The organism is Puia sp. (assembly GCF_035546395.1).
Classification (GTDB): domain Bacteria; phylum Bacteroidota; class Bacteroidia; order Chitinophagales; family Chitinophagaceae; genus Puia.
Genome location: NZ_DASZXR010000014.1, coordinates 263059 through 279710 on the forward strand (window position 1 = coordinate 263059; position 16652 = coordinate 279710).

Below are 16652 nucleotides of genomic sequence, written 5' to 3' on the forward strand. Positions count from 1 at the left end.
GAGGGAATTCTTGAGCATGGCGCCGGCCGCCCGGTTTTGTCGGGCCGCTGTCGTGAAGGTCGGGGCGCAGGAGGGGAATGTTGCATCGGATTGCCTAGTTTCGCGTATGATCACCAGGTTCGCTTCGGTCTATTGTGTTTTGATTATTTTAAGTACCGGTTGTTCGAATGCATTAAAAGATACCGGTCATTACGTCGTCCGGGATACCCTTCCTCATGATTCGGCATTGGCCATAAGGCGACGCATCCTCCAGGTCGACAATGGGTTTTTCGAGCCGCATTCATATGGCGGTTCTTTTACCCTCCCGTACCGGCTGTTGTCACCGGCCGCGTTTGCGCCGGAGCGGCGGTATCCACTGGTGCTCGTGCTGCATTCTTCGGGCACACCGATCGGCACGGATAATACCAGCCAGCTGGGAGTGCTGGCAAAATACTGGGCGCAGCCTTCCATCCGGAAGAGATTTCCCGCTTTTGTGGTAGCGCCGCAATTTCCCCGGCGGAGTTCCAACTATGCAGCCGACAGCAATCGGAAAGTATTGGTCTCGCAACCCGATCCCTGCCTCGACGATGCGCTGGAGCTTGTGGATTCGCTGATAAAAGCGCTGCCGGTGGATCCCAGACGGGTGTATGTTGTCGGCTTTTCGATGGGTGGGTCCGGCGTGATCAATTCACTCGACCGGCGTCCCGATCTGTTTGCGGCAGGGATCGCCCTTTCGGGGATCCCGGATTTTAGTCGGCTGGAGGCGCTGAGCCGGATCCCGATCTGGCTGGTGCATGGAAACGGGGACAGGGAGAATCCCATGGCAACGGATTCCCTCCTTTACCACGAGCTATCGGCGATGGGTGGGCGGATCAAATTCTGGGAGATCGCGGGAATGGACCATATGATCGATCCCGGATTGCTGACGGGAGATGCGATGCCGGTCTGGTTGTTCCGGCACCGGAGAGAGGGAACAAAATAATTTGCGGCAACCGGGCGGAGTTGCTTACCCTCTGCAAAGAGACGAACCAACCGGGTTATCGCTTGCGGACAATCCTGTGCGATTTCAGGGAGTGATCCCCTATTGGTAAAGGCGATAAAGAGAATAGAGCACCTTCTCGTCGTTCATCCCCCAGGTCCTGGTGGTATCCGATTCAAAATGCCGTTTGAAGGCCATGGCCGCGGCGGCGCTATCCTTTGTATCATAGCCGATGAGGCGGAGGGCGGTCAGGGTGCTGAAGCCGCCGGGGACGCAGATCCCGGTGGTATCGCTGTACCAGAGCCCGAACCCTTTGTCGGAAAGGTCCTTCCAGGGAAAGAAACTGCTGGGGTCGTTCTTGCGGGTGGGGGCGATATCGCCATGGCCGATGAAATTCGCGGCCGGGATATTATAGGTTGTCTTGAGCCGAGTCAGCAGGCGGACCAGGCTGTTGATCTGCTCGGGTGGGAAGGGTTCGAAGCCATTGTTGTCCAGTTCGATGCCGATGGAGATGGAGTTGACATCGGTGATGTTTCCCCATTTGCTGAGGCCGGCCTGCCAGGCGCGGAGATAGTCATTGAGCATATGGTAGACGGTGCCGTCGCGGCAGATGACATAGTGTGCGCTCACTTGGGTGCGGGGAGCGGTGAAGGTCTGCAGCGTCTGTGGGCAGCTGTTCTGCGCGGTATGGTGGATGATGACGAAGTTCGGCTTGCGGAGGTTGAAATTAGTGGTGCCGACCCAATAAGGGGCGGGCGGGACAGAGTCGACCCCGGCGGGCAGGGGGCGTTGACGGATGGTCCGGGCGTAACCTTTCACCTGTTGCCTGTAGGACTTGTTTGCGGCCTTGTAAGGGTTGGGCGTACAGGCGGCGAGGACGAGAATGCCGCCCAGGGACAGCAGGGTCTTGCGGATGCGATAGAGAAGGAACATGAACAAATGTAAAAAATTGTAACAAATCGCAGTGATTATCCGTATTTTCCTATCCCAAAACCTACAGGATGAAACACCTACTTGTCACCATTCTTTTTTTCCCGGCGACGGCGCTGCTGTCGCAGGCGGATGCCCAATCTCTTGTCAATACGAATTGGAAGGCCTATATCGGCGAACCGGTGAATGATACGCTGGTGCTGCATATCAAGACCGATTCTTCCTTTGTGACGGATCGCAGCGGAGCGGCCGTTGTTCGTTCCGTCTGCAAGATCAAGGGCGATACCCTTTCGCTGGATGACGTTGACGGACAGTTTGCCTGTCCGAGCATGGTTGGAAGATACAAGGTCGCGCAAACCGCCGAGCAATTGGTCTTCACACTCATCGACGATCCCTGCGACGGCCGCGCCGGGGCGTTGCCGGCGACGAAATGGATGCGGGCGCCGGATCCCGCGAAGAAATAGGGTCGGCTTTTTATACTCTGAAAATCTTGTTGAGCAGACGCGCGGTCTGGCGGATCGAATCCGTCAGGGCCTCCACATTCTCTTTATACACCGGTGTGCCGTTGTGCGCGGGCGACGTGGGAACATCGTCGGTCCGTCCGGGCTTCCGGCGCCATTCCAACAGGCCGTAGCAACAGAAGATAAGCGTTTCGGTCAGGAGGCCTGCGGTGAGAGCGATATTGCCGAACTCAAGCGTTTCGATCTTGGCCCAGGCGCCGAAGATGACGATGGCGGCGCCAAAAGAGAAGGCGGTGTTGAGTATCTTGTCGAGCATAGGATCATTTTGCTCAAATATACATAGGATTCAGATGCATTTATAACCGATATTGTTAAAATTTCTTCGCGGCTGGCTGATCTTTGGGCTTCCACCAGCGGAGCTTGCCTTCCATCCGGCCGCGGAGAACGGCAAACATGAGCTCTACCTGATGTGCGGGAATATCCAGGTTTGTGAAAGAGATGGCAGAGGCGGATGTGGTCTGCAGCGAGGTGCGCGACATGCGCTGGGAACTGCTGACCTCGCTGACCCTGCCGGGCGGCGGGACGATCGGGGTCTATGAGCCGAGGCATGCGCGGCCGCAGGCGGCTAAATAGGTGTATGATCGAGGCCTTGCGGTCGGCCGGTGGGGCTGACCGAATGGCCGCCAAATAAAATTTGGTAAACCGAATGGTTAAGCATAATTTTACTTAACCATTCGGTTTTGTATTTTAAATTCATCGTATGAAAGCGAGAAGAGATGTTTTCCAGGCCATTGCCGACCCTACACGGCGGGCCATGATCGGGCTCTTAGCGAGCCAGACCCTTACGCTGAACACCGTTGCCGAGAACTTTCAAATGAGCCAGCCGGCGGTGTCCAAGCACATGCGCATCCTGGCGGAATGCGGCCTGGTGGAGATCGTCAAGCTGGGACGCGAGCGGCATTGCCAGGCCCGGCTCGGCGCACTGGAGGAAGTGGCGCGATGGGCGGAACAATACCGGCTGTTCTGGAACAACCGCCTGGATACCTTACAGAACTTATTGAAAGATGAGGATTAGTACCGCTTATTTTTAATAACACTTCAAATTCAGTTATCATGGAATCCCTGGGAAAAATGATCGCGCCGGACACGCTTCGGTTCGAGCGCATACTTCGCGGCCCGATCGATCGGGTATGGAGTTATCTGACAGAATCGGAAAAACGCGGGAAATGGCTGGCCAAAGGGGAGATGGAGTTGGTGAAGGGCGGCAAGGTCACCCTGAATTTCCTGCACAGCGAGTTGAGCCCGGAGGCGGGGTCGCCGCCGGAGAAATACAAGGCCATGGAGAACGGTCACTCCTTTACGGGCACCGTCCTGCGGGTCGAGCCGCCGAAGCTGTTGTCGTTCACCTGGGAGGGAGGCACCTATGTCACTTTCGAGCTGGAAGAGACCGGCGACGACGTACTGATGATCGTCACGCATCGGAAGCTGCCCGTCACCGCGGGAGCGAGGATCAGCGTGCTTGGCGGCTGGCATACGCACCTTCATATCCTGCAGGCCAACCTGGAAGGAAGGACCCCGCCGAATTTCTGGACCCTGGACTCGCAGATGGAAGAGCGCTACGGCAACCGGCTGAACCCTCGTGCCGAGACGGGGATGCTCATCCGCAAGCCGGCGGCGGAAGTCTATGAGGCCTTTGTCAACCCGGACATCACCACGCAATTCTGGTTCACGCGGAGTACGGGGCGGCTCGAGAACGGCAAGACCGTGGAGTGGATCTGGGACATGTACGCGGTCACTTCGCGGGTGGTTGTAAAAGACCTGGTACCCGGCAAAAAGATCTGGATCGAGTGGGGGGCCGAGGGCTACCCGCGGACGAGGGTGGAATTTGACTTCGAGGTGGTGGAAACGGGGTTCACCTTTGTCCATATCGTCTGTGACGGCTTCAGCGGCGACGAGGACACGATACAAAAGATGGAAGTGGATATGGCAACAGGTTTTGGGTGGGTATTGGCCGGTGCAAAGGCCTGGCTGGAATTTGGCGTGCGGCTGAACCTGGTGGGGGACAGGTTCTATGGCGGCAGGAAATAGCCTAATTTTAGGCCATGGGAAACTATGCGCCTATCGGCAACCTGCGACTTTACTATGAGATCCACGGCGACGGCTATCCGTTAGTGTTGATCCATGGCGGCGGAAGTACGCTCGAATCGACGTGGGGGACGATCCTGCCGGAACTGGCCCGGGAGCACCGGGTGATTGCCGTGGAATTACAGGCTCATGGGCATACGCCGGATATCGACCGGCCTCTGAGCTTCGAGCAGGACGCCGACGATGTGGCCGCGTTGCTTACGCATCTGGCCATTTCCCAGGCGGACATAATGGGCTTCAGTAATGGCGGTACGACGGCATTGCAGATCGCGATCCGTCATCCTGCACTGGTTCATAAGTTGGTGCTCATCGCAGCCACGTTCCGGCGGGACGGGATGCCGCCGGGATTCTTCGACGGCTTCGACCATGCGCGGCTCGAGCACATGCCGCGACCGCTGGCCGAAGCCTACCTGAAAGCCAACCCCGATCCCGCGGGGCTGCAACGGATGTTCGACCGCGATGTGGCGCGGATGAAGGCTTTTACCGATATTCCCGATAGTGCTGTCCGGGGGATTGCGGCGCCCGCGCTGGTGATCAATGGTGACAGCGAGGTCATCCTTGCGGAACATGCGCTGGCGCTGTTCCGTACGCTGCCGAATGCGCGGCTGGCCATCCTGCCGGGCGGGCATGGGGATTATATTGGAGAGATCTGCAGTCCCGAAAAGAACGGGCCGATGCCGAAATTGGTGAGCGCGATGATCGGGGAGTTTCTTTTTTCAAGTGAGAAAAAATAAGAAAATGTCATTAAACGCCCCTACTATCGGGGTTTATCTAATCTGATAAGTCTATATATACCCGTTTATTGACGATATTATTACTAATACGTATATTTGGAATCGAATTAACGACCAAGCAAAACAAGATGGAGTCTAACAAGCCACAGCCAACAGAATTATTCAGCAGAATCCTTGCTGGAATGAAGAAGGCTTCCCGCAAATTGGTTGAAGAGAGTGCCGCTCAGGGTCGCTCTCTGGTCATCTCCATAAATGGCGAGGTTAAAAATATTCCCGCTAAAGAACTCTTGTCTGAGATATCCGGCAACAGTTGATTCCCAAAGGCTCGATTCTTGTCCATTCTTTAATTATTCAATATGGTCCAATGAGGTTCCTCTTTTACCCGGCCGTTCTCGCATTTCAACTAGCTGGTTTGTGGGCACAGGCGCAACAACCAGTGCACCTCGCAGCCCTGCCGCGGCCACTGTATTGGGAGAATATCCCCGTGGATTTCGAGGCCTCCGGCGCCCGGCTGGTGATCGAGTCGGGGGAGAAAACGGATATGTTCCGCGACCCCAACGTGACGTACAACACCGACAATGCCCCCAAACTGCTATTTATCGCCGACAGCAATTTCGTGCTGACGGCGGCGATCCATCACGCCTTTGCCAGCAAATGGGACGGCGGCGCGATCGTGTTGAAGGCGGACAGCCTGAACTGGATCAAATTCTGTTTTGAAAAAGACTATACGGGGCAGCACAGAGTGGTGAGCGTAGTCACCAGGGGCATCTCGGACGACTGCAATTCCGCGGCGTCCGCCGCCAATAGCATTTACTACAAGATCGCCAAGGCGGGAAATGTGATCACGCTTTACTTTTCAGCAGAAGGAAAGAGCTGGTATCTCGTCCGGCACCTGGTCTTCGACAGCAATGGCCCGTTGAAGCTGGGGTTCCTGGCGCAGTCGCCGACGGGTAAAAATTGCCGGGTGACGTTCTCGGACATTCATTATTCCACAAAAAAGATCGGCGATCCCTACCTTGGAGAATAAGCAGCGGTTAGCACAATTCAATCAAACGATCCAGCTGTGGATCGATGCGGTGGACGATTACTCCCTTGAGATGCTGCGGCAGCTGCCGCAGGAGGGGAGTTGGTCGTTGGGGCAGGTGTACCGGCATATCCTCGACGATACGGAATGGTTCGTCGGACAGATGGGGGAGGCGCTGGCAACGCGGGAGAACGGCGACAAGGCCATGCATGCCGACGCGAAGCGGATGTTTGCGGACAATTCCTTTCCGGATGTTCTCATCCAGGGGCCGGCGACGAATGTGTTTATTCCCCAGCCGGAATCCAAAGAGCAGCTGCGGCGGCGTTTGGAAGCCATTAAGACGGCGGTGAACGCGCTGTTTGGGAATGAGGCGCACGGTGTTGGGAAGACAAGGCATCCGGGTCTGCTGTATTTCAGCGCGGGAGAATGGTTGCAGTTTGCGGAGATGCATATGCGCCATCATCTGCGGCAGAAGGCACGGATCGATGAGGTGATTAAGACTTTGCCGCGGTAACGATATCTTTCACTTCCATAATATGCTTGGGATACCCTTTGAGCGTCACGTTGATCATCGCCTGGCCGACCTCCCGGAGAGTGCAGGAGCCGGATGGCCAGATTGCGTGGACGATGGGGTAGAGCCAGGCGAGCCGGCGGTACCAGACCTTTAGATTCCGCTGCCCGGGCATCGCCTTCATTATCCCCGGCCGAAACATATAGCCGTTGGGGAAGAGCTTTAACAGTGCGTTCTCTGTGGCGCCCTTTACGCGGGCCCAGGCAATGCGGCCCTTTTCGCTGCTGTCCGTCCCGCTGCCGGTAACATAACAGAACGTCATTGCCGGGTTTTGCCGGGCCAGGATCTGGCCTACGTGCAGGGTCAGGTCATAGGTGATGTGTTTGTATTCGTCCTTGCCGATGCCGACGGAAGAGATTCCCAGGCAAAAGAAACAGGCATTGTATCCCACCAGTTGCGCTGCGATGGGCTCAAGATTCAAAAAGTCTTCGTGGACGATCTCCTTTAGTTTCGGATGCGATCGCCCGAGCGGTTTGCGATTGATCACCAGCACTTCTTCCACCTGGGGATTTTCCAGGCATTCCAGCAGGACGCCTTCTCCGACCATTCCGGTCGCGCCGGTGATGATTGCCTTTATTTTCATGTCCCCGAATGTATGGGTATATTGCTAAAAAAACGATATGCTGCTGAAAAATAAGAATGCGGTCGTATATGGAGCAGGCGCCGGCGATAACCTGGCCGTATTACCTTCTGACTCGCAATAACTATTTAGGTAATTTCTTTGCATGTACGGTCAACAGCGTCGGAACGATTGGGTCCACGCGTATTAAGTGCTCAGGCCAGCTTCTGTTTAAAGAAATCGATCGTCCGCTGCCAGGCCAGCTCGGCTGCCGCCTTATCATAACGCGGGGTCGTATCGTTGTGAAACCCATGGTTCACGTTGGGATAGATATAGGCCGTGTATTCCTTGTTGTTGTCTTTTAACGCTTTCTCGTACGCCGGCCAGCCGTCGGTGATCCGGGTATCCAGGCCTGCATAATGCAGCAGCAGCGGAGCCTTGATCTGGGGAACCTGTTCCAGCGGTGGCTGAGAACCGTAGAACGGCACGCCTGCGGCGAGGTCGGGGCAACGCTCGGCCATCAGATTGACGATACCGCCGCCGAAACAAAAGCCGACAACCCCCACCTTTCCATTGCAATCCGGGTGCTTTTTCAGGTATTCAAAGGCGGCGATGAAGTCTTCGAGCATTTCATCCCTGTTCCTTTTGCTCTGCATCTCCCGGCCCTTGTCATCATCGCCCGGGTAGCCGCCGAGTGGCGTCAGCGCGTCGGGCGCGATGGAGATGAAGCCGGCGACGGCAAGCCGGCGGCCGACGTCTTCGATGTAGGGGTTCAGGCCGCGGTTCTCATGAACGACGACGACCCCGCCGAGTTTGCCTTTTGCATCGGCCGGCTTGGAGAGCTGAGCCTTCATGGTCCCGGCGCCTTTGGGCGATGAGTAGGTGATCATCTCCGTTACCAGCCGGGGATCATCCGCCTTTATCTGCACCGTATTTTTATAATCGGGCATCAGGAAGCTCATCAATGCCCCGACGGTGACACCGCCAACGGCGTAAAGCGAGAGTCGTTCCATGAAGTCGCGCCGGCTGAGACGGCTATGGGCATAAGCGTCGTAGAGATCGAAGACCTCCTGCCTGATGTCCTCTTTCTTTATTGGGGGTGTGCTCATGTGAAGTGTTTTAACTAAAGTTATGTAATATTGATCATGATCCACCTCACTCAGTTAATTTATATAGAGCCGGGAAAAGAAGCGGAATTCGACGCCTTCGAGTCGGTAGCGCTCCCCCTGATCGCCCGGTATAACGGGCGTTTACTGCTGCGGGTGCGGCCCGATGCTTCCGCCTTTATCGAGGGCGAGGCAGAGCCTCCGTATGAGATCCATTTGGTAAGCTTCCCGACGGAGGAGGATTTCGCGAATTTTGGGAAAGACCCGGAGAGGGCAGCGGCGCTGCATCTGAAAGAGGCGTCCGTCGAGCGGATCGTGCTGATCAAAGGGATCCGGCTCCTGCTGTTCCTGTTCTTGTTCCCGCTGCTGCTATTTGCCAACCCCAACCCTCCGCGGACTATCACGATCTGTAACGCGCACCTCACCCTGATGCTGGAAACCGGCGATCGGGCCTGCATCCGGTCAATGACCGTCAACGGGCAAGAGGTGCTGGACGCGGCCGGCGGCGGATATACTTCGGTGACCGTGGGCGGCAATACCTATTCCTCGCTTCACCTGCTCGCGTCGCCGTCGGTTGCCCGGCGAACCGACTCGGTGATCGTGGACGGCATCCGGTATGGGGATCGACGGGCGCCGATCCGCGAGCGTTGGGTGTTCATCACCTCCGGCGCCGCCATCCGCTGGAAAATAGAAAGAAGGCTTCCTGCGGCGACAAAGATCGACGGATCGTCAACACCGGTCCTCCAGTTCAATGGATTGGATACCTGGGACGGGGCCTACCAGGGCTACGGCGGTCTGGCCTGGTTCTACCTGTTCAACGAGAAACTTTGCACCTATGGCGTCCACACCCGGCTGTCCTCCTTCTGGAACGGCAAGACGGGTAACGGATTAGACGTAACCGTGGAGGCGCCGGGCAAGCAGGTGGCCATGCGATATACCCGGACCAATGACGATCGCCTGGCATTTGGGGTGACCGTCTCCGATGTACCTATGCTTCCCCGATATGACAGCGGTACAAACCGCAGAAGATTTATCCGGGGCAAGACGGATGTATGGGCCTCCTTCGATCAACCCGCGGGCAAGAGCATGGAAACGATCGTTTTCGGTTATTTCGGTGTGAATGAGCGCTATGGTCGCGGCCATTTTGCAGGGATCGACGGATCACGGGTCAGCGCCGTCCTCAATACCATCGCGAGGATCGGGGTCATCGATTCGCTGCATTTCGGCGGCAACAGCTGGCATACGCCTTACGGGCCGATCTGTCTGCACGAGCAGTACATTGCGCAGCTGGGGCTGGGAATCGATGATCCGCATTATCTGAAAGGATACCAGAGCTGTCTCGATTTTTACCGGGACCATGCCATCCGGCCCGATGGCCGTGTCATTGCCCGCTGGGCGTATACCGATGAAGATATGATGTCGGGACAAAATACGCCGGAGGGATTCTATGAGGCCCAGTGGGGATTTCTGCTGGACTCCAACCCTGATTTCGTGACCGATGTCAGCGAGCTGTATGACCTCACCGGTGACCTGGGCTGGGTAAGGACCCATCAGCGCGGGTGCGAGAAGGCGCTCGACTGGATCCTGGCAAGGGATGACGATAGGGACGGACTGGTGGAAATGATGACGGACAACGAACATTCAAAAAGAGGCAGCGATTGGATCGATATCATCTGGGCATCGTATGAAAATGCCTTTGTCAATGCAAAATTGTATCATGCGCTGATCAAATGGTCTGCTATCGAACGGCAATTGAACAATTCCGCAAAGGCCGGCTTCTACGAGGCCGCTGCGGCAAAGCTCCGGGCAAGCTTCAACAAGCCGACGCGGGAAGGCGGATTCTGGGACGAGGAGAACCGTTGCTATGTGCATTGGCTCGACAAGGATGGGTCCGCGCATGGTCGGAATATGGTGACGCCGGTGAACTTTATGGCGATCGCTTATGGCATCTGCGACGATGCCGCGCGAAGCCATCATATCCTCGATACCATCGAAACGCAAATGCAACGGGAGAACCTCTTCTTCTGGCCGATCTGTATGACTTCCTATGCTCCGGGTGAAGGCAATGACTGGCAGTGGCCGTTCCCGAATTATGAGAACGGAGATATTTTCCTCAGCTGGGGCTCCGTAGCAGCCAAAGCGTATGCGGACTACCGGCCCGAGGTTGCGATCCGCTATATCCGCAAAGTGCTGGATCAATACGGCAAGGATGGCCTGGCCTTCCAGCGATATGGCCGGCAGAAGCAGGATGGGAGAGGGGATGATATCCTTTCGGGGAATAGTCTCTCGGTCGTGGGGTTATACCAGGCCATCTATGGCATCAACCCCATGTATAACCGATTTTATCTCGAGCCTCATATCACCCCCGAGCTGGCGGGCACGGAGCTGAACTACGGATTCAGAGGCCGGAAACTGAAGGTCCGGCTGGATATGGGACGTTACACGGTTGCGGACCGGACTACTTCGATCACGGCTGCTACGGCTTTTGGATCGTTTCATACGGGCGATACGCTGCAATTTTTTGCCGGGACGGAGGCGACACCGGAATTGCAGGCCATCTCGAAGGACTCTTTGAAGCTGGAGATCGGTGCGTGGAAAAAAGAAGAGCGCGAGTGGGAGCAGGCCGCCGCAGGGCCCGTAGAATATATTGCCCGCGGTCTGGAGCCTGGTGTGGAGTACTCGCTGTTTCAAAATGGAAAATTGTTAAAAAAGATCAAGAGCAACGGGGAAGGACAGCTTCGGTTCCGGCTGGAGGCTTATTATTTGCATGCCTTTTGTGACTTGCGACTGCGTGTCGAATAGTCCCAAAAAATGTGTGTATGCAAGCGTTGATCCGAAAACTAAATGGGAATTACTCCGTTGTCTATGCGATCCTGATCCTTTCCACATTGTATATCGCCTTTCTTGCGTCCTGCGTCCATGAGGGCATATTCTTTGCCGGAGATCAGGCGCTCAAATCGCTGGAGGTAAAGCAAATTGCCGCGGGTTACGGTTTCAAGTACCTGCACCTGGCCCAGCCGCACTGGGTCTTTTCGCTTTGGCAGGCCGGTTATTCCCCGCTGGTACCGCCTTTCTTCTATCACACGCTGAACGGATACATGATCGTCTATCCGCCCCTTTTCCAGATCGTCAGCGCGTGGTTCTATTCCAAAATGGGCAGCGCCGGTCTGTACCTGCTTCCGCTGCTATGCACATTCGTCCTGCTTGGATGGACGGCCTGGCTGTTAAAAGTTTCCGGGATAAAGCCGGTCGCCATTGCACTGGGTATCTTTTTGCTTGTATTCTGCTCCCCCCTCATCCTCTACGGCACGATGTTCTGGGAACATCTTCCGGCTGCTACCCTTTTGTTTTCGGGAGTCTCGCTGATAGTACGTCCACCGTCGAAGATCATCGGCGGGATTGCGCTGGGAGCGGTAAGCGGGTTAGCCATCTGGTTGCGCCCCGAGGCGGCCGTGATGGATTTTCTGTATTGCGTTGCCGCGGGAATTCTTTTCCTTCGCGAGCGGAAACGGGTATACCCGGCCTTTATCGCCGCGGTTGGACTGGTTGCCATCTCCTGGCTGATCTTTAACCAGCTCGAGTATGGATGGATCCTCGGTATTCACGGAAAGCAACTGCTGCTTGATAAGAACGCGGACACCCGGATGAGCCTTTCCAAAGGATTCCAAAATCTTATCCGTATCAACTACCTTTCGGGCCGTAACTTTTCCTTTATCGCTTTGCTTGCTCCGATCCTCTGGCGACTGGTGCGGACCTGGAAAAAGGATCCCGAAAACAATTTGCGGCCGCTGCTGCTTACGGGGATTGTTGTGCTGTTCTCCCTGATCACTCCTTTCATGTTACCCAATGACGGGGTGGTGCAATGGGGGCCGCGGTATTTCCTGGCGATCGTTCCGGTGACGGTAGTATTGCTGATACTGGTCATCAATCAATGGAATATCCTCGGCCGGTGGACGATTCCCTGGTGGATCACGCTGTATATTGCGGTGGGGGGGTGGAATTCGTTCTTTCACAATACGCATGGCGCCTATAAGAACTTGCGGTGGCGGTATAATGCGAGGGTCCGGCCGATATATCAAAAGCTGGACCGCGGTGAAGGAAATGTGGTGATCGTTTCCAACCCCTATTTAATGTATGATCTGGCCTGGCTTTTCGACAAGGACTATTTCTTCTTTGAGTCAGGGGATGACAGTCTTCGGCGCCTGCTGCCGCAGCTAAAGAATCACGGCGTGCGGCAGTTCACCTATATTTTCGATCCGCGTAAGCCTTCGTTGCCGCCGATGCTGAGGGATTCTTCGACCCGGCAATATTGGACGATGGATCCGAAGAAGGCGAAAAACCTGAAAGAGGAGATGGTGTCGAACACGTATGCGTTGAAATAGCGCCGGTTCGATCGGCTTTTGCCCAATTGGCGGTTCCCGTGGTCAGGAGAAGGGCTTGGTTTTGCCGACCTGGAAAAGCAGATCCCGGCGACGGCCCAAACGGTGTTCCGAATAGCCTCCCTGACCAAAACGTTCACTTCCACGCTTGTCATGCAGTTGGTGGAACAAGGTAAGCTTAATGCCCAAAGCCATTCCAGCCGCCTTACCCCGGGGTTTTTCCATATTTTTCAGAATATGATGCTGATGAATTACTTTTAGCGCGCAATAATATAAAAATGAATAAGATCGAAAGCTTGCGATCTCCCGGGGCCCTGTTCCGGGAGGCCATGAAGAAGGAGAAACCTTTGCAGATCGTCGGAGCCATCAATGCCAACCACGCCTTGCTCGCGCAACAGGCCGGATTTAACGCGATCTATCTCTCGGGCGGCGGAGTGGCCGCGGGTTCGCTGGGTATTCCCGACCTGGGCATCACCACACTGGAAGACGTACTGGTCGACATTCAACGCATCACCAATGTTTGCAACCTGCCCCTGCTCGTGGATGTGGACACGGGTTTCGGCCCCTCGGCCTTCAACGTGGCCCGCACTGTCCGGTCGCTGATAAAGGCCGGCGCAGCCGCCCTGCATATCGAGGACCAGGTAGGCGCCAAACGCTGCGGTCACCGGCCGGGAAAAGAAGTGGTCAGCCGGGAAGAGATGGTGGATCGCCTGAAGGCGGCGGCCGACGCCCGCACCGATGAGAATTTTGTGATCGGCGCCCGTACGGACGCTTTTGCCAGTGAAGGCCTGGAGAAGACCCTCGAACGGGCCGTTGCATATAAGGAGGCCGGCGCCGACTTCATCTTTGCCGAGGCCGTTCCCGAACTGAACCTGTACCAAAAATTTGTGGACGCCACGGGGATCCCCGTGCTGGCCAACATCACGGAATTCGGGATGATCAAAATGTATACGGTGGATGAATTGCGCGATGCGGGTGTCGGACTCGCGCTGTACCCGCTGTCCGCCTTCCGGGCCGCGAACAAGGCCGCGCAGAATGTGTACACGCATATCCGTACCGACGGTACGCAGAAGAATGTGCTGGACACGATGCAAACGCGGGAGGAGTTGTATGAGAGCATCGGCTACTATGCTTACGAACAAAAATTGGATAACCTGTTTAAAAAATAAGTAAAGATGTCAACAAACGAAGGTGTTTTCAAACCGAAGAAAAGCGTAGCGTTGTCCGGCGTCGCGGCAGGCAATACGGCCCTTTGCAGTGTTGGTAAAAGCGGGAACGATCTGCATTACCGGGGCTATGATATCCTCGACCTCGCGGAAAAGGCGCAGTTCGAGGAGACGGCCTACCTGCTTATCTACGGTCAACTGCCCACTCAGTCGCAACTGAAGGCCTATAAAAGCAAGTTAAAGTCCTATCGCGGCCTTCCCCAGGCGGTGAAGAATGTCCTGAAGAGTATCCCTTCGACGGCCCACCCGATGGATTTGCTGCGGACGGCGGCCTCGGTCATGGGAACGGTGCAGCCCGAGAAAGACGATCATAGTGCGGCGGGTGCAAGGGATATCGCCGATAAGCTGATGGCGTCCTTTGGTTCCGCGCTGTTATACTGGTATCATTACTCGCATAATGGCCGCGAGATAGAGGTGGAGACGGATGACGACTCGATCGGCGGACACTTCCTCCATCTCCTTCATGGTCAGAAACCCTCTGCGTCCTGGGTAAAAGCCATGCAGATCTCTTTGAATCTTTACGCCGAACACGAGTTCAACGCCTCGACCTTTACCGGGCGGGTCATCGCCGGAACGGGTTCGGACATCTATTCGGCTGTCACCGGGGCGATCGGCGCGTTGCGGGGACCGAAGCATGGCGGCGCCAACGAGGTCGCCTTCGATATCCAGAGCCGCTATAACTCGGCGGACGAGGCCGAAGCGGATATCCGGCAGCGCCTGGCCAATAAGGAAGTGATCATCGGGTTCGGCCACCCGGTGTATACAATCTCCGATCCGCGGAATGCGGTGATCAAGAAGGTGGCGAAGGAACTTTCGGAAGAAGCGGGAGATATGCTGCTGTTCGACATCGCGGCGCGGCTGGAGACGGTGATGTGGAATGAGAAGAAGATGTTCCCGAACCTGGATTGGTTCTCCGCAGTCTCCTATCATTTGATGGGTGTGCCGACGCTGATGTTCACGCCCCTGTTCGTCATCTCACGCGTGACGGGTTGGAGCGCACACGTCATCGAACAACGGCAGGACGGCAAGATCATCCGGCCGAGCGCGAACTATATAGGTCCGGACAACAAGGAATTCATCACGATCGATCAACGCAAATAAACTATAATGTCGTCACACATTTCGAACGAACGTCCGCAACCCGATAAAGTACTGGTGGATATTGCGGACTATGTCCTCAACTATGAGATCAGGAACGAACTTGCCTGGACCACTGCACACTATTGTCTGCTGGATACGCTCGGCTGCGGGTTCGAGGCGCTGACCTATCCGGCCTGTACGAAGCTGCTGGGGCCGGTCGTACGCGGTACCGTTGTCCCGAACGGCGCAAAAGTGCCGGGAACTCAATTCCAGCTTGACCCTATCCAGGCGGCGTTCAATATCGGGGCGATCATCCGCTGGCTGGATTTCAACGATACCTGGCTGGCCGCCGAATGGGGGCATCCGTCGGATAACCTGGGCGGAATCCTGGCGACTGCCGATTGGCTCTCGCGGACGGCCGTTGCGATGGGTAAGCCGGCCCTGACGATGAAGGCGGTGCTGGATGCGATGATCCGGGCGCATGAGATCCAGGGAGTGCTGGCGCTGGAGAACTCTTTTAATAAAGTGGGATTGGACCATGTCATCCTGGTAAAGGTCGCATCCACGGCTGTCGTGGGGCGGCTTTTAGGACTTACGCGGGATGAGCTGATCAATGCCATCTCGCTGGCCTTCGTCGACGGCCAATCTTTACGCACCTATCGCCATGCGCCGAACACCGGCAGCCGGAAATCCTGGGCGGCGGGCGATGCCACCTCCCGGGCGGTCCGGCTCGCACTGATCGCTCAGACGGGAGAGATGGGTTATCCTTCGGTATTGACCGCCAGGACCTGGGGATTCTATGACGTCTCCTTCAAGGGCAACGCCTTTAAATTCCAGCGGGACTATGGATCGTATGTGATGGAGAATGTGTTGTTCAAGATATCGTTTCCTGCCGAATTTCACTCCCAGACGGCGGTGGAAGCGGCGATGACCTTGCATGGGCAGCTCAGGGCGGCCGGAAAGACGACTGACGATATAAAGAAAATTACGATCCGCACGCACGAAGCCGCGATCCGGATCATCGATAAGAAGGGGCCGTTGAACAACCCGGCGGATCGGGATCACTGCATCCAATATATGATCGCCGTTCCGCTGATCTTTGGCCGGCTGACGGCGGCGGACTATGAGGATAGGGTGGCGGCCGATCCGCGGATCGATGTGCTTCGGGATAAGATGGAGTGTGTGGAGGATGTCCAGTTTACGAAGGACTATCACGATCCGGAAAAACGAAGCATCGCCAACGCCTTGACGGTGGAGCTGACCGATGGAACGAAGTTGAAGGAAGTGGTGGTGGAGTATCCCATTGGGCATAAGCGGCGCCGGGAGGAAGGCATTCCCGAGCTGATCAAGAAATATAAGATCAACCTGGCGAGGGTCTTCCCGGAGAAACAGCAGCGTGTGGTGCTGGAGCATACGCTGGATTATGGGCGGCTCGCGGGCACGCCTGTGCATGAGTTCGTGGATCGGCTGGTGATCTAG

At 56.1% G+C, this 16652-nt stretch carries 18 protein-coding genes; 13 read left to right on the forward strand and 5 right to left on the reverse strand.

Annotation, left to right across the window (positions count from 1 at the left end):
- Positions 1-106: 106 nt before the first annotated feature.
- The gene (locus VHE34_RS13755) at positions 107-961 is read left to right on the forward strand and encodes a prolyl oligopeptidase family serine peptidase (RefSeq protein WP_325588823.1); all 855 of its coding nucleotides are present in this window, start codon (positions 107-109) and stop codon (positions 959-961) included.
- Between the two features lie 99 nt (positions 962-1060).
- Here the strand turns inward: VHE34_RS13755 and VHE34_RS13760 are convergent, their stop codons facing one another.
- Entirely contained in the window at positions 1061-1891 is an 831-nt protein-coding gene (locus VHE34_RS13760; RefSeq protein WP_325588825.1) for an N-acetylmuramoyl-L-alanine amidase, read from the reverse strand.
- A gap of 68 nt (positions 1892-1959) precedes the next feature.
- On the opposite strand from VHE34_RS13760, the gene VHE34_RS13765 reads away from it, so the two are divergent.
- Entirely contained in the window at positions 1960-2352 is a 393-nt protein-coding gene (locus tag VHE34_RS13765; protein WP_325588827.1) for a hypothetical protein, read from the forward strand.
- 10 nt (positions 2353-2362) lie between these two features.
- Here VHE34_RS13765 and VHE34_RS13770 read toward each other — a convergent pair whose 3' ends face one another.
- Together VHE34_RS13770 and VHE34_RS13775 are read right to left on the reverse strand one after the other, a co-directional pair.
- Positions 2363-2665, reverse strand: coding sequence for a GldL-related protein (locus VHE34_RS13770; protein WP_325588829.1), 303 nt, complete (start codon positions 2663-2665; stop codon positions 2363-2365).
- 55 nt (positions 2666-2720) lie between these two features.
- Complete coding sequence (locus VHE34_RS13775; RefSeq protein WP_325588831.1) at positions 2721-2888, reverse strand: hypothetical protein; 168 nt, start codon at positions 2886-2888, stop codon at positions 2721-2723.
- A 221-nt stretch (positions 2889-3109) separates the two neighbouring features.
- Here VHE34_RS13775 and VHE34_RS13780 point away from each other — a divergent pair, with 221 nt between their 5' ends.
- The 5 genes from VHE34_RS13780 (at position 3110) to VHE34_RS13800 (ending at position 6766) form a co-directional block, all read left to right on the forward strand.
- Entirely contained in the window at positions 3110-3424 is a 315-nt protein-coding gene (locus tag VHE34_RS13780) for a metalloregulator ArsR/SmtB family transcription factor (protein ID WP_325588833.1), read from the forward strand.
- A 38-nt stretch (positions 3425-3462) separates the two neighbouring features.
- A complete protein-coding gene (locus VHE34_RS13785; RefSeq protein WP_325588835.1) occupies positions 3463-4437 on the forward strand; it encodes an SRPBCC family protein in 975 nt (324 codons plus the stop codon).
- Positions 4438-4451: 14 nt separating this feature from the next.
- On the forward strand, positions 4452-5228 hold the full coding sequence (locus tag VHE34_RS13790; RefSeq protein ID WP_325588837.1) for an alpha/beta fold hydrolase: 777 nt from the start codon (positions 4452-4454) through the stop codon (positions 5226-5228).
- A 364-nt stretch (positions 5229-5592) separates the two neighbouring features.
- Positions 5593-6255 carry a DUF1349 domain-containing protein gene (locus VHE34_RS13795; RefSeq protein WP_325588839.1) on the forward strand — a complete coding sequence of 221 codons (663 nt, stop codon included), beginning with the start codon at positions 5593-5595 and terminating at the stop codon, positions 6253-6255.
- Positions 6245-6766 (forward strand): DinB family protein, encoded by a 522-nt coding sequence (locus VHE34_RS13800; protein WP_325588841.1) that lies wholly within the window; start codon positions 6245-6247, stop codon positions 6764-6766. Before VHE34_RS13795 ends, VHE34_RS13800 begins: the two co-directional genes overlap by 11 nt.
- Here the strand turns inward: VHE34_RS13800 and VHE34_RS13805 are convergent.
- A complete protein-coding gene (locus tag VHE34_RS13805; RefSeq protein WP_325588843.1) occupies positions 6747-7406 on the reverse strand; it encodes an epimerase in 660 nt (219 codons plus the stop codon). The genes VHE34_RS13800 and VHE34_RS13805 overlap by 20 nt on opposite strands.
- Positions 7407-7597: 191 nt before the next feature.
- A complete protein-coding gene (locus VHE34_RS13810) occupies positions 7598-8491 on the reverse strand; it encodes a dienelactone hydrolase family protein (RefSeq protein ID WP_325588845.1) in 894 nt (297 codons plus the stop codon).
- Positions 8492-8527: 36 nt separating this feature from the next.
- Between VHE34_RS13810 and VHE34_RS13815 the strand changes: the two genes are divergently transcribed.
- The 6 genes from VHE34_RS13815 to VHE34_RS13840 all read left to right on the forward strand — a co-directional run bounded on the left by VHE34_RS13815 (position 8528) and on the right by VHE34_RS13840 (position 16652).
- Entirely contained in the window at positions 8528-11290 is a 2763-nt protein-coding gene (locus VHE34_RS13815; protein WP_325588846.1) for a trehalase family glycosidase, read from the forward strand.
- A gap of 17 nt (positions 11291-11307) precedes the next feature.
- On the forward strand, positions 11308-12870 hold the full coding sequence (locus tag VHE34_RS13820) for an LA_3751/LA_3752 family putative glycosyltransferase (protein WP_325588847.1): 1563 nt from the start codon (positions 11308-11310) through the stop codon (positions 12868-12870).
- Between the two features lie 102 nt (positions 12871-12972).
- Positions 12973-13128, forward strand: a complete 156-nt coding sequence (locus VHE34_RS31140) for a serine hydrolase (RefSeq protein ID WP_414709898.1) — start codon at positions 12973-12975, stop codon at positions 13126-13128.
- Positions 13129-13145: 17 nt separating this feature from the next.
- Positions 13146-14036, forward strand: a complete 891-nt coding sequence (prpB, locus tag VHE34_RS13830; RefSeq protein ID WP_325588850.1) for a methylisocitrate lyase — start codon at positions 13146-13148, stop codon at positions 14034-14036.
- A 6-nt stretch (positions 14037-14042) separates the two neighbouring features.
- Positions 14043-15194, forward strand: a complete 1152-nt coding sequence (gene prpC, locus VHE34_RS13835) for a bifunctional 2-methylcitrate synthase/citrate synthase (RefSeq protein ID WP_325588851.1) — start codon at positions 14043-14045, stop codon at positions 15192-15194.
- A 6-nt stretch (positions 15195-15200) separates the two neighbouring features.
- The gene (locus VHE34_RS13840) at positions 15201-16652 is read left to right on the forward strand and encodes a bifunctional 2-methylcitrate dehydratase/aconitate hydratase (RefSeq protein ID WP_325588853.1); all 1452 of its coding nucleotides are present in this window, start codon (positions 15201-15203) and stop codon (positions 16650-16652) included.

Coding starts and splice junctions, on each gene's coding strand:
- VHE34_RS13755 (WP_325588823.1), top strand. CDS start 107: ATGATCACCAGGTTCGCTTCGGTCTATTGTGTTTTGATTATTTTAAGT.
- VHE34_RS13775 (WP_325588831.1), bottom strand. CDS start 2,888: ATGTCGCGCACCTCGCTGCAGACCACATCCGCCTCTGCCATCTCTTTC.
- VHE34_RS13790 (WP_325588837.1), top strand. CDS start 4,452: ATGGGAAACTATGCGCCTATCGGCAACCTGCGACTTTACTATGAGATC.
- VHE34_RS13805 (WP_325588843.1), bottom strand. CDS start 7,406: ATGAAAATAAAGGCAATCATCACCGGCGCGACCGGAATGGTCGGAGAA.
- prpC (WP_325588851.1), top strand. CDS start 14,043: ATGTCAACAAACGAAGGTGTTTTCAAACCGAAGAAAAGCGTAGCGTTG.
- VHE34_RS13810 (WP_325588845.1), bottom strand. CDS start 8,491: ATGAGCACACCCCCAATAAAGAAAGAGGACATCAGGCAGGAGGTCTTC.
- VHE34_RS13760 (WP_325588825.1), bottom strand. CDS start 1,891: ATGTTCCTTCTCTATCGCATCCGCAAGACCCTGCTGTCCCTGGGCGGC.
- VHE34_RS13840 (WP_325588853.1), top strand. CDS start 15,201: ATGTCGTCACACATTTCGAACGAACGTCCGCAACCCGATAAAGTACTG.
- VHE34_RS13815 (WP_325588846.1), top strand. CDS start 8,528: ATGATCCACCTCACTCAGTTAATTTATATAGAGCCGGGAAAAGAAGCG.
- VHE34_RS13820 (WP_325588847.1), top strand. CDS start 11,308: ATGCAAGCGTTGATCCGAAAACTAAATGGGAATTACTCCGTTGTCTAT.
- VHE34_RS13780 (WP_325588833.1), top strand. CDS start 3,110: ATGAAAGCGAGAAGAGATGTTTTCCAGGCCATTGCCGACCCTACACGG.
- VHE34_RS13765 (WP_325588827.1), top strand. CDS start 1,960: ATGAAACACCTACTTGTCACCATTCTTTTTTTCCCGGCGACGGCGCTG.
- prpB (WP_325588850.1), top strand. CDS start 13,146: ATGAATAAGATCGAAAGCTTGCGATCTCCCGGGGCCCTGTTCCGGGAG.
- VHE34_RS13770 (WP_325588829.1), bottom strand. CDS start 2,665: ATGCTCGACAAGATACTCAACACCGCCTTCTCTTTTGGCGCCGCCATC.
- VHE34_RS13795 (WP_325588839.1), top strand. CDS start 5,593: ATGAGGTTCCTCTTTTACCCGGCCGTTCTCGCATTTCAACTAGCTGGT.
- VHE34_RS13785 (WP_325588835.1), top strand. CDS start 3,463: ATGGAATCCCTGGGAAAAATGATCGCGCCGGACACGCTTCGGTTCGAG.